Origin of the sequence: Patiriisocius sp. Uisw_017 (assembly GCF_047731265.1) — a bacterium.
Lineage (GTDB): Bacteria > Bacteroidota > Bacteroidia > Flavobacteriales > Flavobacteriaceae > Patiriisocius.
The window spans coordinates 904,365-926,064 of sequence record NZ_CP159835.1 but is presented as its reverse complement, the minus strand read 5'-3'; the positions used below and the strand labels follow the sequence as shown (position 1 = coordinate 926,064).

Below are 21,700 nucleotides of genomic sequence, written 5' to 3'. Positions count from 1 at the left end.
ATTATTTTTTCTCTACTTTTTTATCCTCTATTTTAATATCAGCTTTTGAAGGTGTTTTGCTTACTTCAATGATGTTAGTAATAGTTATAAATTTATCCCAGGTTTCTTTTCCCGCAGGTTTATCAATTAAGGTTCCAGATACAACTACTGGTACCATATCATTTTCTTCTGTTTTTATTGGAGCAACTTTTTCTCCTAGCTCTTTTGCCTTGTCATTAATGGTAACACCATAAATAAAGTCTTTACCCATTAAAACGGCTGCTTCATCTGTGTAAATAAATTCCCCTCTGTAAACTACTACTATACCAGAATCACTTGCAGCTATTTTCGTGTCTACAGAGTCATTTTCAGTTTTTGAAGTCTCGTTTTTACATCCAACTAGGACTAAAATCGATAGCACTGAGAATACTATTTTTTTCATGTTGCAATATATTTAGTTATTGATTGTTTTATCCTACGGAACCTTCTAAGCTTATTTCTAATAATTTTTGAGCTTCTACAGCAAATTCCATCGGTAATTTATTGAGTACTTCTTTGCTAAAACCATTTACGATTAATGCAATTGCCTTTTCTGTATCAATGCCACGTTGGTTGCAGTAAAAAATTTGGTCTTCCCCAATTTTACTAGTTGTGGCTTCGTGTTCTATTTGCGCTGTTTTGTTTTTTACTTCAATATATGGGAAGGTGTGAGCTCCACATGCATTCCCCATCAATAAACTGTCGCATTGTGAGAAGTTACGCGCATTATCTGCATTGGCACTTATTTTTACAAGACCTCTGTAAGAATTTTGAGATTTCCCAGCAGAGATTCCTTTTGAGATAATGGTGCTCCTAGTATTTTTTCCTAGGTGTATCATTTTTGTTCCAGTATCTGCCTGCTGGTAGTTGTTTGTTACTGCAATAGAGTAAAATTCTCCTATAGAATTATCCCCCTTAAGAATACAACTAGGATATTTCCAAGTTACGGCACTTCCTGTTTCTACTTGCGTCCAAGAGATTTTTGCATTTTTCTCACAAAGACCACGCTTTGTAACAAAATTGTAAACGCCTCCTTTTCCCTCTGCATTTCCTGGATACCAGTTTTGAACCGTTGAGTATTTAATTTCAGCGCCATCAAGAGCAATAAGCTCTACAACAGCCGCGTGTAATTGATTCTCGTCACGACTAGGAGCCGTGCAGCCCTCTAAGTAACTTACGTAACTATCTTCGTCTGCAATAAGAAGTGTTCTTTCGAATTGACCAGTTCCTCCTTGGTTGATTCTAAAATAAGTTGATAATTCCATTGGGCAGCGTACGCCTTTTGGGATATAACAAAAAGATCCATCACTAAATACAGCACTATTTAGGGCCGCATAAAAATTATCTTTTGTTGGAACAATTGTGCCTAAGTTTTTTCTCACGAGTTCTGGATGCTCTTTTATAGCTTCTGAAATACTCATAAAAAGAATCCCTTTTTCAGCAAGTGACTTTTTAAATGTTGTTGCTACAGAAACAGAATCAACTACAATGTCCATTGCTACATTATTCATCTTTTTCTGTTCATCTAAAGAGATCCCTAATTTTTTATACATCGCTAGTAGATCTGGATCTACATCGTCAAGTGTTTTATTAGGATCTACCGCTACGGGTGCAGAATAATAAGCAATGGCTTGAAAATCTGGTTTTTTATAATTTACATTAGCCCAGTCTGGTTCTTCCATATCTTCCCAGACTTTAAAAGCGTCTAGTCTCCATTGGGTCATCCATTCTGGTTCGTCTTTTTTCTTAGATATTGCACGAACGATCTCCTGGTTTAAACCTATAGGAAATGTTTCAGATTCTATATCTGTATAGAAACCATATTCATATTCCTTGGTCTCTAATTCTTTTTTTAAATCGTCTTCTGTATATTTACTCATATATCAATTTTGAATTCAAATGTTGAATTCGGAATTTAAAGTTTAAAGCGAAAATGATTCGCCACAACCGCAGGTTCTATTAGCGTTTGGATTGTTAAAAACAAATCCTTTACCATTAAGGCCGCCACTATATTCCAGAGTGGTACCTACTAGATATAAAAAGCTTTTTTTATCTATAGCAATTTTTACCTCATTTTCAGTAAAAAGCTTATCGTTTTCACCCATTTCTTGATCAAAATTGAGTTCATAAGATAGCCCTGAGCAACCGCCACTTTTCACACCCACTCTTACATAGTGGTTTTCTATAGTAAAACCATCCTCACCCATTAACTGGGAGATTTTTAGTTTTGCTGAATCACTTACTTTTATCATAAATTAGAATTATTCTAAATTAGAGTACAAATATAGCTTAAATAGGCCATTTTACAATGGGCGCAGGCATAATTAAATAAGATGTAGTAATAGGATTTTCTTATGGAAATGATAATACTTTCTAATGAAAAGTAATACTATTTTAAACGTGAGTATAGACAAACATTATTGTCGAAAATTTGGGTCATTCGTAAAACTAGGGTCAGACAGCGTTAATAAAAAAGCTTTTAAATCTGCTTTGTCACTTTCGGTTAGTTGAACACCGCCTTCGGCTATGGCTTTCATTAGTGGGTCGATTGTTTCTGAGAAAACCAACCCTTCACTATAATGATCAATAACTTCATCTAGTGTTTCAAACCTACCATCGTGCATGTAGGGCGCTGTAAAAGCTAGGTTTCGAAGTGTAGGAGATCTAAATAGCCCAAATTCTCTTGGGTCTCCTGAAAATCCTCCCAAGCCAAGATCTGTAAAAGTTTCATCAAGTCCATTGTTGTGAAACGCATTATCTGTCCATAAAGGGCTTTCAGGCAAACCGTGGCAATGAAAACAATCTCCTCGACCTTCGTCTAAAAAAACAGCAAGGCCATTTTCTTCCTGAGGAGTTAACGTCTCCGTGCCATTAATAAATTTATCAAACTTTGAGTTTCCTGAAATTAGTGTTCGTACAAATTGAGACATTGCTTTGGTAACCAACGTTGAGTCTATCGTGTTAGTACCAAAAGCTTGTTCAAATAAAATAGGATATTGTGCGCTGGACTGTAGCGCATTTTCAACATTAGGCCAAGTGTTATTCATTTCAACAGGATTAGTAACTGGTACAAACATTTGTTGCTCTAATGTTGTAGCGCTTCCATCCCAATTAAATTTCTCTCTATAATTGAACGCTAGATTGTGCAAAGGCATGGAATTTCTAAAGCTTTCCTCTCCGGTAACCCCAATACTTAAAGCGCGAGGATCTGTAAATGCGTTTTCAGGTCTATGACAATTTGCGCAGGCCAGCGTATTATTGGAGCTCAAAATAGGATCAAAAAACAACTTTTTTCCTAGCGCAACACCCTCAACAGTCAAGGGATTGTTTTCCGGTATTATTGGAGGAAGAATAGTACTTGTGAAGAATGCAGGTACAGCCAGTTCTAAAGGAGTTGCAATATATCCTTGAACAGATGGATCATCGTTGTTTGTGCAGGATAATATTAACCCAGCGAAGAAAAGAATACTGTAAAACCTATAAAATTTCATGCTATTGAGTTACTGCTCCTAGTTCAAAGACATTTTGTCCATTTAAATTCATGTCTAATTGAGCTTGAAAGTTTGGCATTAATACTTGAAAACGGTTGTTTAAGTTCCAAGTAACTGGATTTTTAAACCACTCTGCAATATTTGCTTTTACTTCTATTGTTGTATTGGTGCCTGCTGTTATGTTGCCTAAATTTATTCTAAATGAAGTGTCTCTTAGCTCGACAAGAGTACCTGGCCCTGGAGGTAATGTTTCGTGTCTATTCGCTCTAATTGTATGAAACTGAAAATTAGTTTGATCTGAAGCACTATTTATGTATTTTCCTTCAATGCGCTGGTAATGGTAGCCGCCACCAAGAGGTGCTGGCACATTCCAAAACCCATCTGCAGAGTTCAAATCTGGAAATCCACCTTGCTTATCGTTATCGAAGTCATCAAAACCAAAAGTGAATGAAACGGTATACGTTCCTTCTGGAATTTCTATCGCTGGGGTAAAGTTAACGTCACCGTCACGACCTAAAACAAGTTTATAGTCTTGGGCGCGCCAAATTGCACCATCTGCGCTTGACGTATAGGTAACATCAGAAATTAAATAATTTAATTTTGATAGTGTTAAAGATTCACCATTTGCATTTACATACGTAGTGTTTTCATAATCTGAATTATTAATTTCCTGGCCATCCCAATTCTGGGTAAATCTAAAATCTACTCCATAATTAGTAGGCGTTACAGCACTATTATTTGAGTCATCATTTTTATTACAAGAAATAATTAAAATACTTACTATGATTAAAAGCACAATTTTTTTCATCTTTATTTATTCAATTTGATTACGAGTACATCCTTAATTCCTTTGTTTTCTGGAATGTCAAAATCATTGCTTTCAGAATCTCCAACGGCAACAATTTTATTGTCTGAAGTTTCTAAAATGCCAAAAGTGAAATCTAATTCTGAACCACCTAAAGTTTTTTGATAGGTAATATTTCCGCTACCATCAATAATTACAATCCAAGCATCGTTTTGACCATTGTTGCTCGTCAAATTAACATCGTTACTCCTCGTATTTCCGCAGATCAAGAATTTGCCGTCATTGGTAGGTACAATACCTCTTGCTGAATCAAAGGCAGATCCCCCAATAGATTTTTCCCAAATTAAGCTTCCGTTGGCATTGCTAAACTTTACAATCCAAGCATCTGCATTCCCAAGATTTGCAGAGACATCGCCACTTGTGCTTCTCGTGTCTCCTACCGTTATAAAATTACCGTCCAAGGTTGGTGCTATTGAAAATGCATTGTCAATTTCCGCGCCACCATAAGATTTAGACCATAGCAAATCTCCCGTGTTGCTTACTTTAACAATCCAAAAATCATAGGATCCATTTGGGTCCACAACATCAAAATCTTCACTTTCTGAAGTGCCTACCATAATAAAATGACCTTCTGGGGTTTCTATCGCGTCGTAACTGCGATCGTTGTTTGTGCCGCCAAAGTAACGACGCCAAATTTTATTCCCATTTTGATCTAATAAAATACCCCAGTATTCTCCAACACCGTGAGCATTAGCTCGAGTATTACCTGGGTTAGATATTCCAGTAGCATCATTTCCATCGCCTCCACTGGCACTAACGTCAAGAAATCCAGTTACAAAATAATTTCCTTGAGAGGTTTCAAAAATTTTGAAGGCTTGATCGCCTCCAGGAAATCCAAAACTCTTTTCCCATTGGATAGTCGCGTTACTGTCTAACTTTAGAACCCAAAAATCTTGGAATCCTGAATTTTCGCTAACATCACCATCATTACTACGACTGTAGCCACTCAATAAAAAACCTCCATCTGATGATTTTGTAATGTTTGTTGCTTCGTCATCTGCACTTCCGCCAAATACACGGTTGTAAATAATATCACCTTGCGGAGATACTTTTAACAACCAATAGTCACTGTCTGTAGTTGTTTTGCCAGTAACATCCCCATCTGCACTTTCTGTAGTAGCTAAAATCATGTAGTTGCCATCATTTGCTTCTACAACACCAACGGCCTTATCAATCCCACTGCCTCCATAGGTTTTTAAAAACACAAGTTCTTCCACTGGAACCTCTTCCATAGGATCGTCTTCCATTTCTTGGGGAGGGTCTGGTATTAGAGTCTCGTCGTCACTTCCGCAGGAGATAAAAACAACTAAAAGAAATCCTATAAAAAGGAAATATGGTTTTTTACTTAAAGACATATTTTATGTTATAATCAATCGCTTGGTACTGGTTCCGATAGTTATCGGGATTTTTTTGTGATTTTAAAACCTTGTGAGTTTTCCCTCTCAGGGAGTTTATTTTACAATTAATCTTTTGGTACTGGACCCGTTTATTGTTACTAAATACATTCCAGAATTAAACGAATGAATGCTAAAGGTATTGCTCATTACGCCTGTGAACGAGTAGTTGGCTACTTGTTGTCCTAAAATATTAAATATTTCAACTTTTTGTAATGGTGTTTTTGAAGACTGAATGGTAATTGACGTAGTGGCTGGATTAGGAAGCATCGTAAACAACTCTTTATTAGTATCATTTGCTCCTAGACTTGGGTCTCTTACCAATAAAAAACCTCTGTTTATATCACTAATTACAATGTTCCCACTTGCAAAATAAGGATAAACACTCCAAGCACCTTCAAATTCAGTATTATCGCTTTCTGGATGTGAATCAAAGAAACCTACTTCATTCATATTGCCATTTGCTATGTCGGTTACATCAATAACTCGCAGTCCTGCGGTATAGTTTGCCATGTAATATTTGCCGTCTTTTACATATCCATTATGGTCAATGGCACCTGTTGGGCCATCATATTCAAAATCTAGTTCAGGATTGTCTAAATCGGAGAAGTCAAAGACTATTGTTCTCGTGTTACCAATACCATTAATTTCGTCCAACTCATCTCCTAGTAAAAAATACCGTTGGTCTTCTGTAAACCATCCTTGGTGGGTGTATCCTACATTTGGATATCCAAATTCTGCTATCAGCGTTGGGTTAGACTTATTAGTAACATCAAGGATAATAACATCGTTTGCATTGCTGCTAATCAAAATTTCTCGTCCAATGTAATCTGTATCTGGGCCATTGTAAATTACCACTTGAGCATCGTGACTGTATCCCGAAGAAGAAAAACCTCCTGCAGCTTGAGGAGCTGTAGGGTCTGAAATATCTATAAAATGTGGTCCACTAGCAAAGGTGTCGCTACCTACGGCATATGCAAAACCACTATCTTCGTTAATAACGATATTATGGCAATTTCCAAAACCTCCGTAAAATCCATCGGTATCAAATTCTTCAGGGGGACTTGATACATCGCGCAATCTTGTTAGATCAAAAACTTGCATCCCGTGACCAGGCGCTTCACTAACAATAAAAGCGTGGTTTTGATATACTTTTACATCTCTCCAAGTGCTGCTATCTGTTTCAGTGGGTAATTTCCCTAAATAACGAGGGTTTGTTGGGTTGGAAATGTCAATAAAAGCGGTCCCATTGTTTAATGCAATAAGAGCATATTCTTTGCCGTCCTGTGGATCTGTCCATCCCCAAGAATCGTTGCCTAGTGAAGCGTCCATTTCGTTTAGGCTAATTTCAGATTGCAAATCAAAGCCATTACAGTCATAGGGTCCTGCTGAGCCACCTGAGCAGGGCGTTTGGCTCATTGCACCTAATGCTGTGCAACTTAATAGAAATGTAAAGATCTTTTTCATTATTTTTATTTGGAGATTAAAAGTAGTGCTTTGTTCGTCTAAAAGGCCACTTTATGAGTTTAATAGTAGACGTGATATCAACCTAAGCATAATCGATTTATTTTTCAGAAATCAATATAATAATATTTTCAAAATTAAACCTTACAAAGCGACCATACAACCATAAACTCTTAAATATCCTTTAAAGTATTCGCTAGTTATAAATTACGAAGGCCAATAGAAGTAGACAATAAACCAGCTAATTTTATATTCAGAATTGTTTTGGTTTATTTTCAATAATCTAAACTGTACTTTTGCAATTCTAAAACGATAGCATGTTCGAGCAAAAAGACAATCAAAAAACACCTATCTCCTCATATGGAGAATTTGGTTTAATTGATCATCTCACTAAAGGATTTCAAATAAAACAAACTACTACAGTAAAAGGCATTGGAGATGATGCGGCTGTCCTATCATTCAAAGGCGAAGTTGTTGTCACTACTGATCTATTGGTCGAAGGAGTTCATTTTGACTTGCGTTACATGCCTCTTAAGCATTTGGGCTATAAGGCAGTGGTTGTAAATGTGAGCGATGTATATGCTATGAATGCTACGCCCAGTCAAATTACCGTCTCTATTGCAGTCTCTAATAGATTTCCTGTGGAAGCTTTGGAAGAATTGTACGAAGGAATTTCGACTGCTGCAAAAGTATATGATGTTGATGTCGTAGGGGGAGATACCACTTCATCTACAAGTGGTTTGCTTATAAGTATAACCGCTATTGGGACGGCTGCTGCAGATACAATTACTTACAGAGATGGTGCTTGTGAAAATGATTTGCTTGTGGTAACTGGCGATTTAGGTGCTGCCTATTTAGGACTTCAAGTATTAGAAAGAGAGAAACAAGTATTTGCAGTAAATCCAAATTCTCAACCTGACTTAGAGCCTTATTCTTATTTAATCGAAAGACAACTTAAACCAGAGGCGCGCAAAGATATTCCTGCACTGCTTAAGGAGCTAGACGTACTCCCTACTTCTATGATAGATATAAGTGATGGATTGAGTAGTGAATTGCTTCACATTTGTAAACAGTCAAAAGTGGGGTGCACCGTGTATGAAGAAAAAATACCTTTAGATCCTCAAGTAATAACAACTTGCGAAGAGTTTAATATGGATAGTACCACCATTGCATTAAATGGGGGTGAAGATTATGAGTTGCTATTTACAGTAAAAACCGAAGATTATCCAAAAATCAAAGGCAACCCAAATATGACGATAATTGGACACATTGTGAAAGAAACCGAAGGGATACATTTAGTTACAAGAGCAAATACTAAAATCCCGATTATCGCAAAAGGATGGAATTCTCTTACAGAAGATGAAGATTAGGAAATCACTCGTTTTTTGAAATAGTTTAAAAAATCTCAAAATTTTTCCCTAAAACAGGAAATAGCTTAATTATTTTTCCCTAGGCATCTGTTGTAAATGCATCGCTATAGTGCGAACGGTTACATTTATTTAATTAGACATTTCCTTGTGAGACTGCAATATCGATGGTGTTTGCATTTTTTTAAATATTAATAAATAGGCTGTTAGTCTTCTTAGCTATCTTTGTTTTTTCTAGAAAACTAGAGAGCGTAGCATTTACATCTCGCATTTTTGCTATTAAGACTTCAAGTTTTACAGAATAATCGTTGGTTACTTCCCTATTACAATTGCAACAACAATATTCATTAATATTATTTGATACTTTTTGAGTCAAAATATATTTATGACCAATTACCACACATAATACTTTTCCCATAACATATCATTTTAAAGCCCATTCGCTTAAATGTATGAATTTTAGTGATTTATAACCGTTAAACATAATAAAAAAAAGAGAGAAACAAGAAGTTTAACCTAGTAAGCACGTTAAATTTGTTATTTCCTCACAATTTTCTATCCAAGACATATGCCCTCCTTTTAAAATTTTGAGAGGTGTATTTGTGTTTTCTGAAATAGCTACTGAATCTGAAAAAGGAATGATTGTATCTTCTTTACCACATACGATGTATTTTTTTTTGTTAAAGTCTTTCAACACCGAAGTTCTGTCTTTACGATCTCGCATTCCTTTTATTGCCGCTGTAATTCCTTGTGCTGAAAATTGTAGTGCCTCTTTTTTTAATGCTTCAATTTCTGATGCAAACTTTTGTCGAGCATCCTCATTAAAAAGATTCGAAATAGACATGCTTATGATCATATCTTTTTGAGTTTTCATAAATTTTAAGGCTCTGTCTCGATTGTCTTTTCGCGTGTCATTATCTTTAGAGGTAGTCGAATTCAGCAATAGCAAGCTGGAAATTTGATTAGGGAACAATTCGGCAAATGCCAATCCTATATAGCCTCCCATGGAATGTCCAATAAATGCCGCAGTGTCTATTTTTAATTCAGTTAAAATAGCTGCAACAACTTTTGCCATTAATTCCATCGTATGGATTTCAGCGATTACGCCGCTTTTTCCGTGGCCAGGTAAATCAATCGTAATGAGTTGGCACTTTGTTTTCCATTCTGGAATAAAATGGGTCCACATTGTGCTGCTCTCTAAAAAGCCGTGGAGTAGGACTATTGGACTTCCTTGGCCCTTACTGTCATAATAAACAGGTGTTTTCTTGTAGTACAGTATCATTTATTTATCTTCGGTTTTTAAAATTTCAAAATACGTAAATTTTGAACTTCAAAGAACAAACTTTAATCATTGCTTTTGCACTTTTCTCTCTATTTTTTGGAGCGGGAAATTTGGTGTTGCCACCTTATTTGGGATATAATGCGGGAGAAGATTGGTTGTTTGTTACCATTGGGTTTGCCTTGTCTGCGGTGGTAATTCCAATTATGGCAATCTATGGGCACGCGCGTTTGCAGGGAACCATCTTGGATTTTGCGAATAAAGTTTCAGCACCTTTTGCGATGCTTTATGCCGTCATCGTTTATTTGATTGCTATTAGTTTGCCTTCTCCACGCACGGCTTCGGTTACTTTTGAAATGGCAATTGATCCTTATTTTGAGGTACCCCCACTTTTATTTAGCAGCCTCTATTTTGCCTTGGTGCTCGTATTCGCATTAAACCGGAAAAAAATTTTGAGTGCCATTGGTAAGTTTTTAACGCCGCTCATTATTCTAATCTTGATTATAATCATTGCTATTGGTCTTACGACAGACGCCGCACCCATTCGCGAATCTATTTTTGAAAATACATTTACCAACGGTATTTTAGAAGGCTATCAAACTTTTGACGCCATTGGGGGCGTCGTTGTGGGAGGCGTGATTGTAGTTTCTTTAGCATTACAAGGAAAATTGAATTTTGAGGAGAAAAAGAGAATGATCGCGCGTGCCGGATTGCTTTCAGGGATTGGACTTATTTTAATTTATGCAGGATTAATTGCTTTGGGCGCTCATAACAGCGGTACGCTAGTTAGTGAGGATAGAACGGAATTATTAACCCTCTTAAGTAAGGCAACATTGGGTAATTTAGGAACTGCATTTCTAGCAGTATTGGTTGCGCTAGCTTGTTTTACAACGGCAGTAGGAATCGTAACAGGAACGGCAGATTTTATTAAAGGAATCTCTGGCGGAAAGCAAGTAGCTTATACGGTTACGGCAATCATTGGCTGTATTATTGGTGTTGCCGTGGGGCAGTTTGGTGTGCACTATATCATTGATATTGCACTCCCAGCGTTAATGCTCATATATCCTATTACGATTGTATTAATTGTGCTAAATGTTGTTCCTAAGAAACTGGCAACCGCTTTAGTTTTTAAGGCAGTGACTGTCATAACCATAATTTTTAGTCTTCCAGATCTTCTGCAATTCTTTATGGAGGAAGGTGCTATGGACCTAGTTAAAAACTACATCCCATTGGCTACCCAAGGTTTGGGTTGGGTATTGCCTGCATTGCTTGCCTTTATTCTTGTGAATCTTGTGAAGGGTAAAAAACCAAATCTGGTTCGGGAATAAAGAGATGCTTAAAATAAAATCCAATTTTTCTAGATATTCTATTAGGACACTTCGAGATTAGACCGCGCCATTAATAATATAACACCGCCCACTAGAGAAACAAAAAAGCCTACTTGATTAATTGTTGGATTGGCAAGTGCTTCCGAAAGATAAAAACAAGCGATCATTATAATTCCCATTAAAACCAATACATTTCGCATAAGCGTTGCTAGTTTTTTAATAGGAACCTTTGCTTTTTCTTCAGGGGATAGTGTGTTGTACCCGGCGATAAGAGGGTACAATTTAAAATACCGAATTACAATTCCCATAATAATAAGAAAGATGCCAATATATATGGAGGATTCTCCAACATTGGTGTTGGATAATGCGTTTTTTAAGAGCGGTGTAATTAACGGGTTCAATTTCTTAGTTTGGTCTATAAAGATAAGTGCTATCTATTATAGTTAGCACTTATCGGCTATGATTTATTTGCTCCAAGCAAATTTTTTAAATGGTTCATCAACAGGTGTATTTGCAATATGATTGGTGTAATTACTAATGGTCTTTTGTGCTACGCCTAAAACGATTTCTAAAACTTGACGTTCTCCGTATCCAACAGCATAGAAGGTTTCTAATTCTGAATCAGAAATTCTACCGCGATTTCTAATGATACTTAGTGTCGTATTCTGCAATACCTGTAGTTTTTCATTCGGCATTTCTTTATGATTTCTCAATGCTTCCGTTAATGCAGCATCCACCTTCATCATATGTGCGATCGCTGTGTGCGCAGGGACACAGTAATGACATTCGTGCTCAACATTAATACTTTGCCATACAACGGTAAGCTCTTCTGCATCAAAAGATGAATTTGAAAATAACTCATGTAGTTTTTGATAGGCTTCTAAAGTAGCAGGTGATCCGGCTAGTACGCCGTGCAATCCAGGAATCATCCCGAAAGCTTTTAATGAATTTTCCAATAATAATTTGCTGCCTTCTGGAGCCGTTTCAATGGTGTGAACTTTTAATGTATTCATAATATATTTGTTTTTAAATTAATACTTATTTATAACTAAACTATCGTTTAGTTATGGAATAAAAAAAATGACTAGATATTTTTAAAGGTCATTTCAATATAATCTTCTATTTCTTTTTTGTTGTTAACTTTTGAAGCTGCGGCCAGGCCGTGTTTGGCTAATAATAAAAAATTAGCCTCTTTTAATACAGTTTCTTCATTTTTGGTGGTATTCATTTTTAATTTTTCGATGAAAACATCCTTTAAATTATCCATAAACCCTTGCATTTGTTCGTTTATCAATATATTGTCACTTTCTGAAAACTCGTTATAAGTGTTGGTAATCAGACAGCCTTTTTGGTTTCCCTGTTGGTAACAGATATTAACCGAATCATAGAAAAACTGTTTTATAGCAAGAACGCCATTAGTTGCATTCTCAAGGTTTTTGAAGATGTTATTTATCCTTTCTTTATAGCATTTTAAACTTTCAAGATAGACACCCTGTTTGTGGCCAAAGCTAGCATATATGGAAAATTTATTGATGCCCATTTCATTCTCGAGCATGCGCATAGAAGTATTTTCATACCCCTTACGCCAGAACAAATGCATTGCTTTATCAATAACTTCAGATTCTATATATTGCTTTTTTCTAGCCATTAATTCTAAATTCAACACAAAGCTAAACAATCGGTTAGAAATAAAAAATAATTTGTACGTATTTATGATTTAGTTTGGATTTGGGTTTAAAAGTAATTTATTTTACAAAATCTGGCCATCTTTTTAAATAGGTAATAAACTTTTCGCCTAGTCCTTCTTTATTAAGATATCCTTCTGAAACAGGTAGTGCAATTGGATTAAATGTAGGGTTTGCTATAACCTGTTTTGGAAAGTCGTGATGTAGTATTGCTGAAGTTCCAATAGTCACAAAATCTACTCCAGCATCTAAAATTTTTTGTACTTCAACCGCATTGGTAATTTTACCTGCAACGGTCCATTTCACCTTTTTAAAATCTAAATTTTTAAAGTGTTCTAACAAGGTCATGTTTTGATACTTTTCTTCGTGAGGTATTTTAAAACAATCCCATAACGAGAGGTCTAAAAAATCAATAGTTCCAGCATCTATAAAACGCTGACAAATCCATTTTACTTCTTCAAGGTCCATCCCAAATCTTTCTGGAGATAGTCGAACACCGAGTAAAAAATGCTTGCCGCATTTTTCTCTAATGGCATCCACTATTTCAAATAGCAGCCGAGACCTGTTTGCTATTGAGCCCCCATAATCGTCTGTTCTTTTGTTTATTTCTGAACTCAAAAATTGCGTTAAAATATACCCGTGAGCACCGTGAACTTCAACGCCAGTATAGCCACATTTTTTTGCGCGAATAGCAGCATTGATAAAATCATCTCTTAGTTGTTTAACCTCTGCTAAGCTAAGACCGCGCGCATTGGTTTTCTCATTATTAGAAGGGCAAACAGGTTGCTTGTTTATCAATGCCTCAGGAGTTCGCATTCCTGCGTGGTGTAATTGAATCACCGCCAAACTTCCCTGTTCTTTAAGCTTGGTGGTTAATGTTATATGGCCCTCGTTTAAAGCATCACTAAAAATCCCAAGTTGACCAGAAAACCCCTTTCCAACTTCTTGAACATGAGAGGCGCAGGTCATTACCAGGCCAAATCCACCCTCAGCCCGCATTGTTAACCATCTTAGTTCCTCCTCAGAGAGTTGACCATTTTCATGGCTTTGTTCGTTTGTTAATGGAGCCAACATAAACTTATTTTTCATAAGGGCGCCACAAGGAAACGTTAGGGTTGAATTAGCATTGGTCATAGTAAAATAATAATTTTTTTTAGTTAGAAAATAGGCTGGTTAATTGATGTAAAATTGGGTAACAGGAATGTGCTATTTGTTGCTTGGCTTTTGCAATTCTGAAATGCTTAGTTTTTTAAAAATTGCTGTAAGGTGTTCTTACTATTTTAAGACCTCTATTTTAGTTTCGTCTTTTTCAATCTTACCGCCGGGAAACTCAAACTTTTTAGAAATATAATCAAGTTTGTTTTCTGGACGTTGAACGCAAAGAATTTCGTCATTATGTATGATAATAGCCGCTACAACTTCTATTTTTTTTAACACCATATTTACTACTTAATCAATTTCAATCTTCCTTTTCAGCCATCGAATATAATCTTCAATGGTTCTATTCTGTAGTATCGAGACTTTTAGATTAATTTTTTTTAAGATAGGAGAATTTATATCAAAATAAAGTTTGCTATAGTCATCTTTTTGAAGCTTTTGAACCTCTATTTAAGAAATTAAATTTTCAGAAAGTATCATTGGCAGAGAATCTCTTACAAGTTTACCAACGTTCCTTTTTTTTTAATTCATTTGTAGATAAATTAATACAAATAAAGCTTCTGTTTTTCTATTCATAACCCCTAAGAATTCATAATCTCCTCAATTTGCTCAGCCTCAATAGGAATATTGCGCATCAAGTTAAAAGGTTCGCCTTTTTCTTGGATCACTACATCATCTTCTAGTCGAATGCCAAAACCTTCATCGGGGAGGTAGATTCCTGGTTCCACGGTAAACACATTGCCGGCTTGCATAGGTTCCCATAAAATACCGTAATCGTGGGTGTCTAGTCCAATATGGTGGGAAGTACCGTGCATAAAGTATTTTTTATAAGCGGGCCAGTCTGGGTTTTCGTTTTGTACATCGGCTTTATCAAGCAGTCCTAATCCTAGTAATTCGCTGGTCATTAGTTTTCCAACTTCTATGTGATATTCCTTCCACATAGCACCAGGAATGAGCATTTTTGTCGCATCATTTTTCACCCGATTTACCGCGTCATATACTTGGCGCTGGCGTTTTGTGAATTTCCCATTTACAGGAATGGTACGGGTCATATCGCTGCTGTAGTTTGCGTATTCTGCTCCTACATCTAGTAAGATTAAATCACCGTCTTTACATTCTTGGTTGTTTTCTATATAGTGCAGCACGTTGGCATTATTACCACTGGCAACAATAGGAGTGTAGGCGAATTTTTTAGAACGATTGCGTAAAAATTCGTGCATAAACTCAGCTTCGATATCAAATTCCCAAACGCCCGCTTGCACAAAGTTTAAAATACGACGGAACCCTTTCTCTGTAATATCACAAGCGGTTTGTAGCAAGTCTAATTCAATCGCGTCTTTTACAGCGCGCAGTCTTTGTAAAATAGGATTGCTCTTTGCCCAACTATGTGCTGGAAATTTATCTTTGGTGGCTTTGATAAAACGCGCTTCGCGGGTTTCGGTTTCTATATTGGCGCGGTAGTGCTCATTGGTATTAAAATAAACGGTATCGCATTGGGTCATTATCTCATAAAATACTTTGTCAAATTCTTGTAACCAGTACACTGTTTTAATTCCAGTAACGTCAAGGGCGCGATCTTTAGTGAGTTTTTCTCCTTCCCAAACGGCGATGTGTTCATTGGTTTCTTTTAAAAACAACATTTCTTTATGCGCGTGATTGGGCGCATCTGGGAAAAGCACTAAAATACTTTCCTCTTGATCCACACCACTTAAATACAAGATATCCCGGGACTGTTCAAAAGGCATTGTACTGTCTGCACCTATAGGATATATATCGTTGCTATTAAAAACAGCAAGGCTTGATGGCCTCATCTTTGCCATAAAGTTTTTTCGGTTTTTGATAAAAAGGGCGCGGTCTATTTGGTGATATTTCATAGGACTGGAATTTTTAATTGTATTATACTGTCAAATGTAAGAATAGTGATTGCAAAAAAATAAGCCATTTGGCGGTAATCGATTATTTTAAGGTGTTTTTTCTTATTCGACTCAAATGCCTGTCTGAAATTCCTAATAAAGAAGATAAATACTGCAAAGGTACTTTTTGAGGTAAGGCAATGTCATTTTCAATCAATTTTTGATAGCGTTCTTCTGGGGACAAGGTGATGAGGTCTATGCGGTACTCATCAATTTTATAAATCTGATTTTCAATAAGATTATAATAAAAGGTGTGGAAGGCTTTGTTCGTATTCAGTAAAATTTCAAAATCAGCTAGTGTGAGTATCCAAAGCTCGCAATCGCTAATCGCTTTAATATTTTTACGAGATGCTATTTTATGCCTAAAACTATAAAGGGCAGAGGTACACGAGTTTTTTAATGCGAGGTAGGTTGTTTTTTCAACCCCAGACACGGAGATGGCGTGTTGTAATATTCCGCTTTCGATGAAGCAAAAATAGTTGCAAATGGAATTCTCTCTAACTAAATATTCGTTTTTAGCCAGTTTTAAAAGGCTAAAAGCATCAAGAATCATCTGGATTTCTTCCGGAAGTGAATTCTCATTAATCACATTTTGTAGATATGCCTTCAAGTTTGGGTTTTCTGGAAACACCGTATTTTTAGTTTTATTGAATGTTAAAAATAGATAATTTCTTTGTATCGGAGATGTTTAGGATCTCTTGAGTTTGCGGCTTGAAGGTTATATTATTAATTTCATAAGAGGTAATACTGCAAACACCAATTTTACAGCTAGATACGGATAAGTCCCCGTTTTAAAATTTTAAATTCACAAAAAAATTAGTAACTTGATGGACTATTTTAACAAAAAAATTAAAGATGAAAAAAATTACATGTTTACTATTATTATTTACCGCAGGATTGGCTTTCGGGCAAACCCCTGCAAATGATGACCCAGATAATGCCCTAGCATTAGCGGTTGGAACTGCATTTACAGATTTCCCATTAGTTGGGGATAATACAGGAGCTACAGACTCGGCTGAAACCAACCCATCTTGTGCATTTTATCAAGGAGGGGATACTTGGTATAGCCTTGTGGTGCCTCCATCAGGGGAAGTAATAATAGAGACGAACAGAGTTGCGGGCAGTAATGTAACTGATTCTGGGATGAGTGTTTATGAAGGTGCAATAGGAGCTTTAACAGAAATAGAATGTGATGATGATGGCAGCGATGATGGCTTATTTTCACTCATTGAATTAACAGGACAAACTCCCGGTGCAACCTTATATATAAGTGTATGGGAATTTGGGAACAATGCTTTTGGAGAGTTTCAAGTTGCAGTCTATGATATTACTTGTGATGCTCCTTTGGATTTAGGAGCAGGCAATATTGTTGCCGGTAGTGTCGATATTTCTTGGACTGCTTCAGGTACAGCTACTAGTTATAATTGGGAAATTCAAGGAGTAGGAGTCGCTCAAGGAGACCCAGCAGCAATTGCCTCAGGAAACACAACTATGACCACGGAGACCGTTATGGAAGCTTTTGTAATTGGTGACTCATATACATTATATGTGCAATCAGATTGCGGAGCTGGTGGAACGAGTATCTATCTATCTATAGAGTTTGACTTTATATTACCTCCTGCAAATGACGACCCAGATAATGCCTTAGCATTAACGGTAGGAACAGCCTTTTCAGATTTCCCATTAGTTGGGAATAATACAGGAGCTACAGACTCGGCTGAAACCAACCCATCTTGCGCATTTTATCAAGGAGGGGATACTTGGTATAGCTTTGTGGTGCCCGCGTCAGGTGAAGTGATAGTAGAGACAAACAGAGTTGTTGGCAGTGATGTAACTGATTCTGGTATGAGCGTTTATGAGGGTGCAATAGGAGCTTTGACACAAATAGAATGTGATGATGATGATAGTGATGATGGAAACTTCTCCTTAATAAGTTTAACAGGACAAACTCCAGGTGTAACCTTATATGTAAGTGTATGGGGATTTGGGAATAATGCTTTTGGAGAGTTTCAAGTTGCAGTGTATGATATTACTTGTGATGCTCCTTTGGATCTAGCAGCAGGAAATTTTGTTGCTGGTAGTGTCGATATTTCTTGGACTGCTTCAGGTACAGCTACTAGTTATAATTGGGAAATTCAAGAGGTAGGAGTCGTTCAAGGAGACCCAGCAGCAATTGCCTCAGGAAACACAACTATGACCTTGGAAACCGTTATGGAAGCTTTTGTAATTGGTGACTCATATACATTGTATGTGCAATCAGATTGCGGAGCTGGTGGAACGAGTATTTATCTGTCTATAGATTTTGACTTTGTATTACCTCCTGCAAATGATGCTCCAGTTAATGCCTTAGCATTAACGGTTGGAACAGCCTTTTCAGATTTCCCATTGGTTGGGACTAATACAGGAGCTACAGACTCGGCTGAAACCAACCCATCTTGCGCATTTTATCAAGGAGGAGATACTTGGTATAGCTTTGTGGTGCCCGCTTCAGGTGAAGTGATAGTAGAGACAAACAGAGTTGTTGGCAGTGATGTAAATGATTCTGGAATGAGTGTTTATGAAGGTACAATAGGTGCTTTAACAGAAATAGAATGTGATGATGATGATAGTGATGATGGTTTGTTTTCACTCATTGTATTAACAGGACAGACTCCTGGTGCAACCTTATATGTAAGTGTATGGGAATTTGGAAATAATGCTTTTGGAGAGTTTCAAGTTGCAGTATATGACATTACTTGTAGTGTTCCTGCAGATTTAGTGGCAGACAATTTTGTTGCTGGTAGTGTCGATGTTTCTTGGACCACTTCAGGTACGGTTACTAGTTATAATTGGGAAATTCAAGAGGTAGGAGTCGCTCAAGGAGACCCAGGAGCTGTTGCCTCAGGAACCACCGCGATGACCATGGAAACCGCTACCGGAGCTTTCGTTAATGGCAACTCATATACATTGTATGTGCAATCAGATTGTGGAACGGTTGGTACCAGTGTATATATTTCTATAGACTTTGACTTTATATTTATTCCTGCAAATGATGATCCAGATAATGCAGTAGCATTAACAGTGGGAACCTCATTTACAGAATTCCCAGTAGTAGGAAATAATGCAGGAGCAACAGGCTCAGCTGAAACCGCCGCATCTTGCGCGTCTTATCAAGGGGGAGATGTTTGGTATAGCGTTGTAGTGCCTGCTTCAGGTAATGTGACTTTAGAAACTAACGCTGCAGCCGGTAGCGATGTAAATGATTCTGGGATGAGTGTTTATGAAGGTACAATAGGTGCTTTAACAGAAATAGAATGTGATGATGATGATAGTGATGATGGTTTGTTTTCACTCATTGTATTAACAGGACAGACTCCTGGTGAAACCTTATATGTAAGGGTGTGGGAATTTGGGAATAACGCTTTTGGAGAATTTCAAGTTGCAGCTTATAATCTACTTCCTTGTGAAGCACCAACAGATTTAGTAGCAGATAATTTTGGACCTAATAGTGTTGATATATCTTGGACCGCAGCCGCAGCTGCAGTTAGCTATAACTGGGAAATACAAAATGGAGGAACTCCGCAGGGAGATCCATCAGCAATAGCATTAGGTAATAATGTTACTGGTACCTCAGATACAACTTCAGGAATATATTTAGAAGGAAATACATATACATTATTCGTTCAATCAGTTTGTATTGGAAACGAAACTAGTGAGTTTGTTTCTATAGATTTTGTTTACTCGCTCTTAGGAGTTAATGATTCTATTCTTGATGGGTTCTCTGCATATCCTAACCCTGCAGAAAATATTTTAAATATAGCATCATCTGTTCATAGATTGGAGCGCGTAGTGATTTATAATATGTTAGGTCAAGAGGTTCTTGATCAAAATATGAATGCGAATAACGCTCAACTAGATGTTAGTGATTTTGCTTCGGGCACTTACCTTATGAGAATTTCTATAAACGGTATCGAAGGAAACTTTAGGTTTCTTAAGAAATAATCTGTCTTAAATTTCTTAAAAACCCCTCCGTAATTTTACGGAGGGGTTTTTCGTGTTTAAACGGTTTCCCGTTCTGAAAAAGCGAGACCCTAAAATCTAAGTGTACTCAAAACATTTGTAAATAGGGTGTATGTAAAACGCACCTAAAAATAGTATTCAATTTCTTTTATACTTCAAGTTGGTTTAGAAATACAATTAGAGAAATCACACGAAGCGAAGCTTGCCATAAATATGGCAATCAGGCTAAATTTGCGATTAGTGAATGGCTCAGAAAATCAAGAAGTGCTAATTTTATTTTTTCTTCGGAAATGTTATTAATTTACTATTTGTTGCTTAAAAAACAAGGATCGCAATTTTTATTGAATAGTTTAATTGAGCTTAATTTCTAGTTTTTTTAGCTGTTTTCTTCGAATGAATAGCCTTTGTAGGTCTAATAAGTAATTTTTAAACAAATCAAGAAAATTAGTTGAATAACTGGAAGCGCCATAATAATAATAATTGCGCAACGCAACTAATAATTTTTTGATTTCACTTTATTAATTAAATTTAGCACTAAATTTAATTTTTTAATTTTTTGTCTTAGAAATACGACAAGCTAAAATATTGTTATGAAAAAAATCATGCTATTATTTACAGGTATTTTTTGCCTCTATGGAGTACAAGCTCAAGAGATTAATTTTGAACAGACGCTTGGTGTTGATAGTGCAGGTGATACAAGTAGACACCTCTCTAAAGATGTTGCACTTACTTTGGTTAATAATGATTGTGAGGATGCAATCGCTATTGTTTGTGGTGAAACGGTTACGGGCACTACTACTGGGTCTACAGATTCTGGCGCTAACCCTAGTCCAGATGTGTTCTATACGTTTACGGGTAGTGGAATGGAAGAGATTATTATACTGTCACTTTGTGGGGGCGGGACAGATTATGACTCTTATTTAAGAGTATTTGATGATGGTTGTGCTTTAATTTCTGAAATTGCTCAAAACGATGATGCTTGTGATTTACAATCAGAAGTAATGTTCACCTCAGATGGCACCACTTCGTATACAATTATGGTAGAAGGATATAATGAAAACAGTGGTAATTACTCCTTAGCAATATCCTGTCTTAGTTTAATTTGTGATCCTCCCACAGCTTTAGTTGTTGACAACTTTATGGTTGGGAGTGTCGATATTTCTTGGACGGCGAGTGCAGGAGGAGTTAATTATAACTGGGAAATTCAGGATGTTGGTGTTTCCTCAGGAACTCCAGGGGAAATTGCAATGAACACTTCTCCAGGGGCCTTTGATACTGCAACAGGGGCATTTGTATATGGTAATATGTATACGCTGTATGTACAATCTGTTTGTGAAAGCGATCAGACAAGTGCTTTTGCTTCTATAGATTTTCTTTATGATTTTCTGGGTGTTGACAGCGCAGCTTTTGAAGGCTTTACAATGTTCCCTAACCCAGCGACAGACTTCCTAAACATAGAATCTATCACCAATATTGATCAGGTAACGGTCTTTAATATGCTTGGACAAAAAGTACTTGCTAAAAACTATAATGCTACCAATGTGAGATTGGATGTGCTTAACCTAACATTCGGCACCTATATAATAAATGTTACAATAGATGGTGTTGATGCAACATTTAAGTTCTTGAAGAAATGATATAACCTTTTCTAATATTCTTAAAACCCTTAGCAATTAATTGCTAAGGGTTTTTGCTTGCTATAAAAATTAAAGTGCACTATTATTTAGAATCAAAATGTT

The 21,700-nt window shown here is 36.6% G+C and carries 20 protein-coding genes; 4 read left to right on the top strand and 16 right to left on the bottom strand.

The window, feature by feature from the left end:
* Window position 1: 1 nt before the first annotated feature.
* The 7 genes from ABXT67_RS04195 to ABXT67_RS04165 all read right to left on the bottom strand — a co-directional run bounded on the left by ABXT67_RS04195 (window position 2) and on the right by ABXT67_RS04165 (window position 7,235).
* Window positions 2-421 (bottom strand): hypothetical protein, encoded by a 420-nt coding sequence (locus ABXT67_RS04195; protein ID WP_415376033.1) that lies wholly within the window; start codon window positions 419-421, stop codon window positions 2-4.
* A gap of 28 nt (window positions 422-449) precedes the next feature.
* Window positions 450-1,898 (bottom strand): Fe-S cluster assembly protein SufB, encoded by a 1,449-nt coding sequence (gene sufB / locus ABXT67_RS04190; protein WP_415376032.1) that lies wholly within the window; start codon window positions 1,896-1,898, stop codon window positions 450-452.
* Window positions 1,899-1,940: 42 nt separating this feature from the next.
* Window positions 1,941-2,270 carry a HesB/IscA family protein gene (locus tag ABXT67_RS04185; RefSeq protein WP_415376031.1) on the bottom strand — a complete coding sequence of 110 codons (330 nt, stop codon included), beginning with the start codon at window positions 2,268-2,270 and terminating at the stop codon, window positions 1,941-1,943.
* Between the two features lie 165 nt (window positions 2,271-2,435).
* Window positions 2,436-3,509, bottom strand: coding sequence for a cytochrome-c peroxidase (locus ABXT67_RS04180; protein WP_415376030.1), 1,074 nt, complete (start codon window positions 3,507-3,509; stop codon window positions 2,436-2,438).
* Window position 3,510: 1 nt separating this feature from the next.
* Window positions 3,511-4,317: an MbnP family protein gene (locus ABXT67_RS04175; RefSeq protein WP_415376029.1), complete on the bottom strand. Its 807-nt coding sequence runs from the start codon at window positions 4,315-4,317 to the stop codon at window positions 3,511-3,513.
* A gap of 2 nt (window positions 4,318-4,319) precedes the next feature.
* The gene (locus ABXT67_RS04170) at window positions 4,320-5,729 is read right to left on the bottom strand and encodes a hypothetical protein (RefSeq protein ID WP_415376028.1); all 1,410 of its coding nucleotides are present in this window, start codon (window positions 5,727-5,729) and stop codon (window positions 4,320-4,322) included.
* Between the two features lie 96 nt (window positions 5,730-5,825).
* Window positions 5,826-7,235 carry a choice-of-anchor B family protein gene (locus ABXT67_RS04165; protein ID WP_415376027.1) on the bottom strand — a complete coding sequence of 470 codons (1,410 nt, stop codon included), beginning with the start codon at window positions 7,233-7,235 and terminating at the stop codon, window positions 5,826-5,828.
* Between the two features lie 314 nt (window positions 7,236-7,549).
* Between ABXT67_RS04165 and thiL the strand changes: the two genes are divergently transcribed.
* Window positions 7,550-8,602 carry a thiamine-phosphate kinase gene (thiL, locus tag ABXT67_RS04160; protein WP_415376026.1) on the top strand — a complete coding sequence of 351 codons (1,053 nt, stop codon included), beginning with the start codon at window positions 7,550-7,552 and terminating at the stop codon, window positions 8,600-8,602.
* Between the two features lie 181 nt (window positions 8,603-8,783).
* Here thiL and ABXT67_RS04155 read toward each other — a convergent pair whose 3' ends face one another.
* Window positions 8,784-9,017: a hypothetical protein gene (locus tag ABXT67_RS04155; RefSeq protein ID WP_415376025.1), complete on the bottom strand. Its 234-nt coding sequence runs from the start codon at window positions 9,015-9,017 to the stop codon at window positions 8,784-8,786.
* 93 nt (window positions 9,018-9,110) lie between these two features.
* Window positions 9,111-9,881 (bottom strand): alpha/beta fold hydrolase, encoded by a 771-nt coding sequence (locus tag ABXT67_RS04150; protein WP_415376024.1) that lies wholly within the window; start codon window positions 9,879-9,881, stop codon window positions 9,111-9,113.
* Window positions 9,882-9,922: 41 nt separating this feature from the next.
* On the opposite strand from ABXT67_RS04150, the gene brnQ reads away from it, so the two are divergent.
* Window positions 9,923-11,206 (top strand): branched-chain amino acid transport system II carrier protein, encoded by a 1,284-nt coding sequence (gene brnQ / locus ABXT67_RS04145; RefSeq protein WP_415376023.1) that lies wholly within the window; start codon window positions 9,923-9,925, stop codon window positions 11,204-11,206.
* Between the two features lie 41 nt (window positions 11,207-11,247).
* On the opposite strand, the gene ABXT67_RS04140 is transcribed toward brnQ, so the two are convergent.
* From ABXT67_RS04140 to ABXT67_RS04110, 7 genes are all read right to left on the bottom strand, one after another.
* On the bottom strand, window positions 11,248-11,607 hold the full coding sequence (locus ABXT67_RS04140) for a DUF3784 domain-containing protein (RefSeq protein WP_415376022.1): 360 nt from the start codon (window positions 11,605-11,607) through the stop codon (window positions 11,248-11,250).
* A gap of 63 nt (window positions 11,608-11,670) precedes the next feature.
* Window positions 11,671-12,219: a carboxymuconolactone decarboxylase family protein gene (locus tag ABXT67_RS04135; RefSeq protein ID WP_415376021.1), complete on the bottom strand. Its 549-nt coding sequence runs from the start codon at window positions 12,217-12,219 to the stop codon at window positions 11,671-11,673.
* 71 nt (window positions 12,220-12,290) lie between these two features.
* Complete coding sequence (locus ABXT67_RS04130) at window positions 12,291-12,854, bottom strand: TetR/AcrR family transcriptional regulator (protein ID WP_415376020.1); 564 nt, start codon at window positions 12,852-12,854, stop codon at window positions 12,291-12,293.
* Between the two features lie 97 nt (window positions 12,855-12,951).
* A complete protein-coding gene (locus tag ABXT67_RS04125; RefSeq protein ID WP_415376019.1) occupies window positions 12,952-14,025 on the bottom strand; it encodes an NADH:flavin oxidoreductase in 1,074 nt (357 codons plus the stop codon).
* Window positions 14,026-14,166: 141 nt separating this feature from the next.
* Window positions 14,167-14,331 (bottom strand): NUDIX domain-containing protein, encoded by a 165-nt coding sequence (locus ABXT67_RS04120; RefSeq protein ID WP_415376018.1) that lies wholly within the window; start codon window positions 14,329-14,331, stop codon window positions 14,167-14,169.
* A gap of 299 nt (window positions 14,332-14,630) precedes the next feature.
* On the bottom strand, window positions 14,631-15,923 hold the full coding sequence (locus tag ABXT67_RS04115; RefSeq protein ID WP_415376017.1) for an aminopeptidase P family protein: 1,293 nt from the start codon (window positions 15,921-15,923) through the stop codon (window positions 14,631-14,633).
* Window positions 15,924-16,005: 82 nt separating this feature from the next.
* Window positions 16,006-16,593, bottom strand: a complete 588-nt coding sequence (locus tag ABXT67_RS04110; RefSeq protein ID WP_415376016.1) for a Crp/Fnr family transcriptional regulator — start codon at window positions 16,591-16,593, stop codon at window positions 16,006-16,008.
* A 224-nt stretch (window positions 16,594-16,817) separates the two neighbouring features.
* Here ABXT67_RS04110 and ABXT67_RS04105 point away from each other — a divergent pair, with 224 nt between their 5' ends.
* Both ABXT67_RS04105 and ABXT67_RS04100 read left to right on the top strand, forming a co-directional pair.
* A complete protein-coding gene (locus tag ABXT67_RS04105; protein WP_415376015.1) occupies window positions 16,818-19,943 on the top strand; it encodes a T9SS type A sorting domain-containing protein in 3,126 nt (1,041 codons plus the stop codon).
* A gap of 608 nt (window positions 19,944-20,551) precedes the next feature.
* Complete coding sequence (locus tag ABXT67_RS04100) at window positions 20,552-21,598, top strand: T9SS type A sorting domain-containing protein (RefSeq protein ID WP_415376014.1); 1,047 nt, start codon at window positions 20,552-20,554, stop codon at window positions 21,596-21,598.
* The last annotated feature ends 102 nt before the right edge of the window (window positions 21,599-21,700 follow it).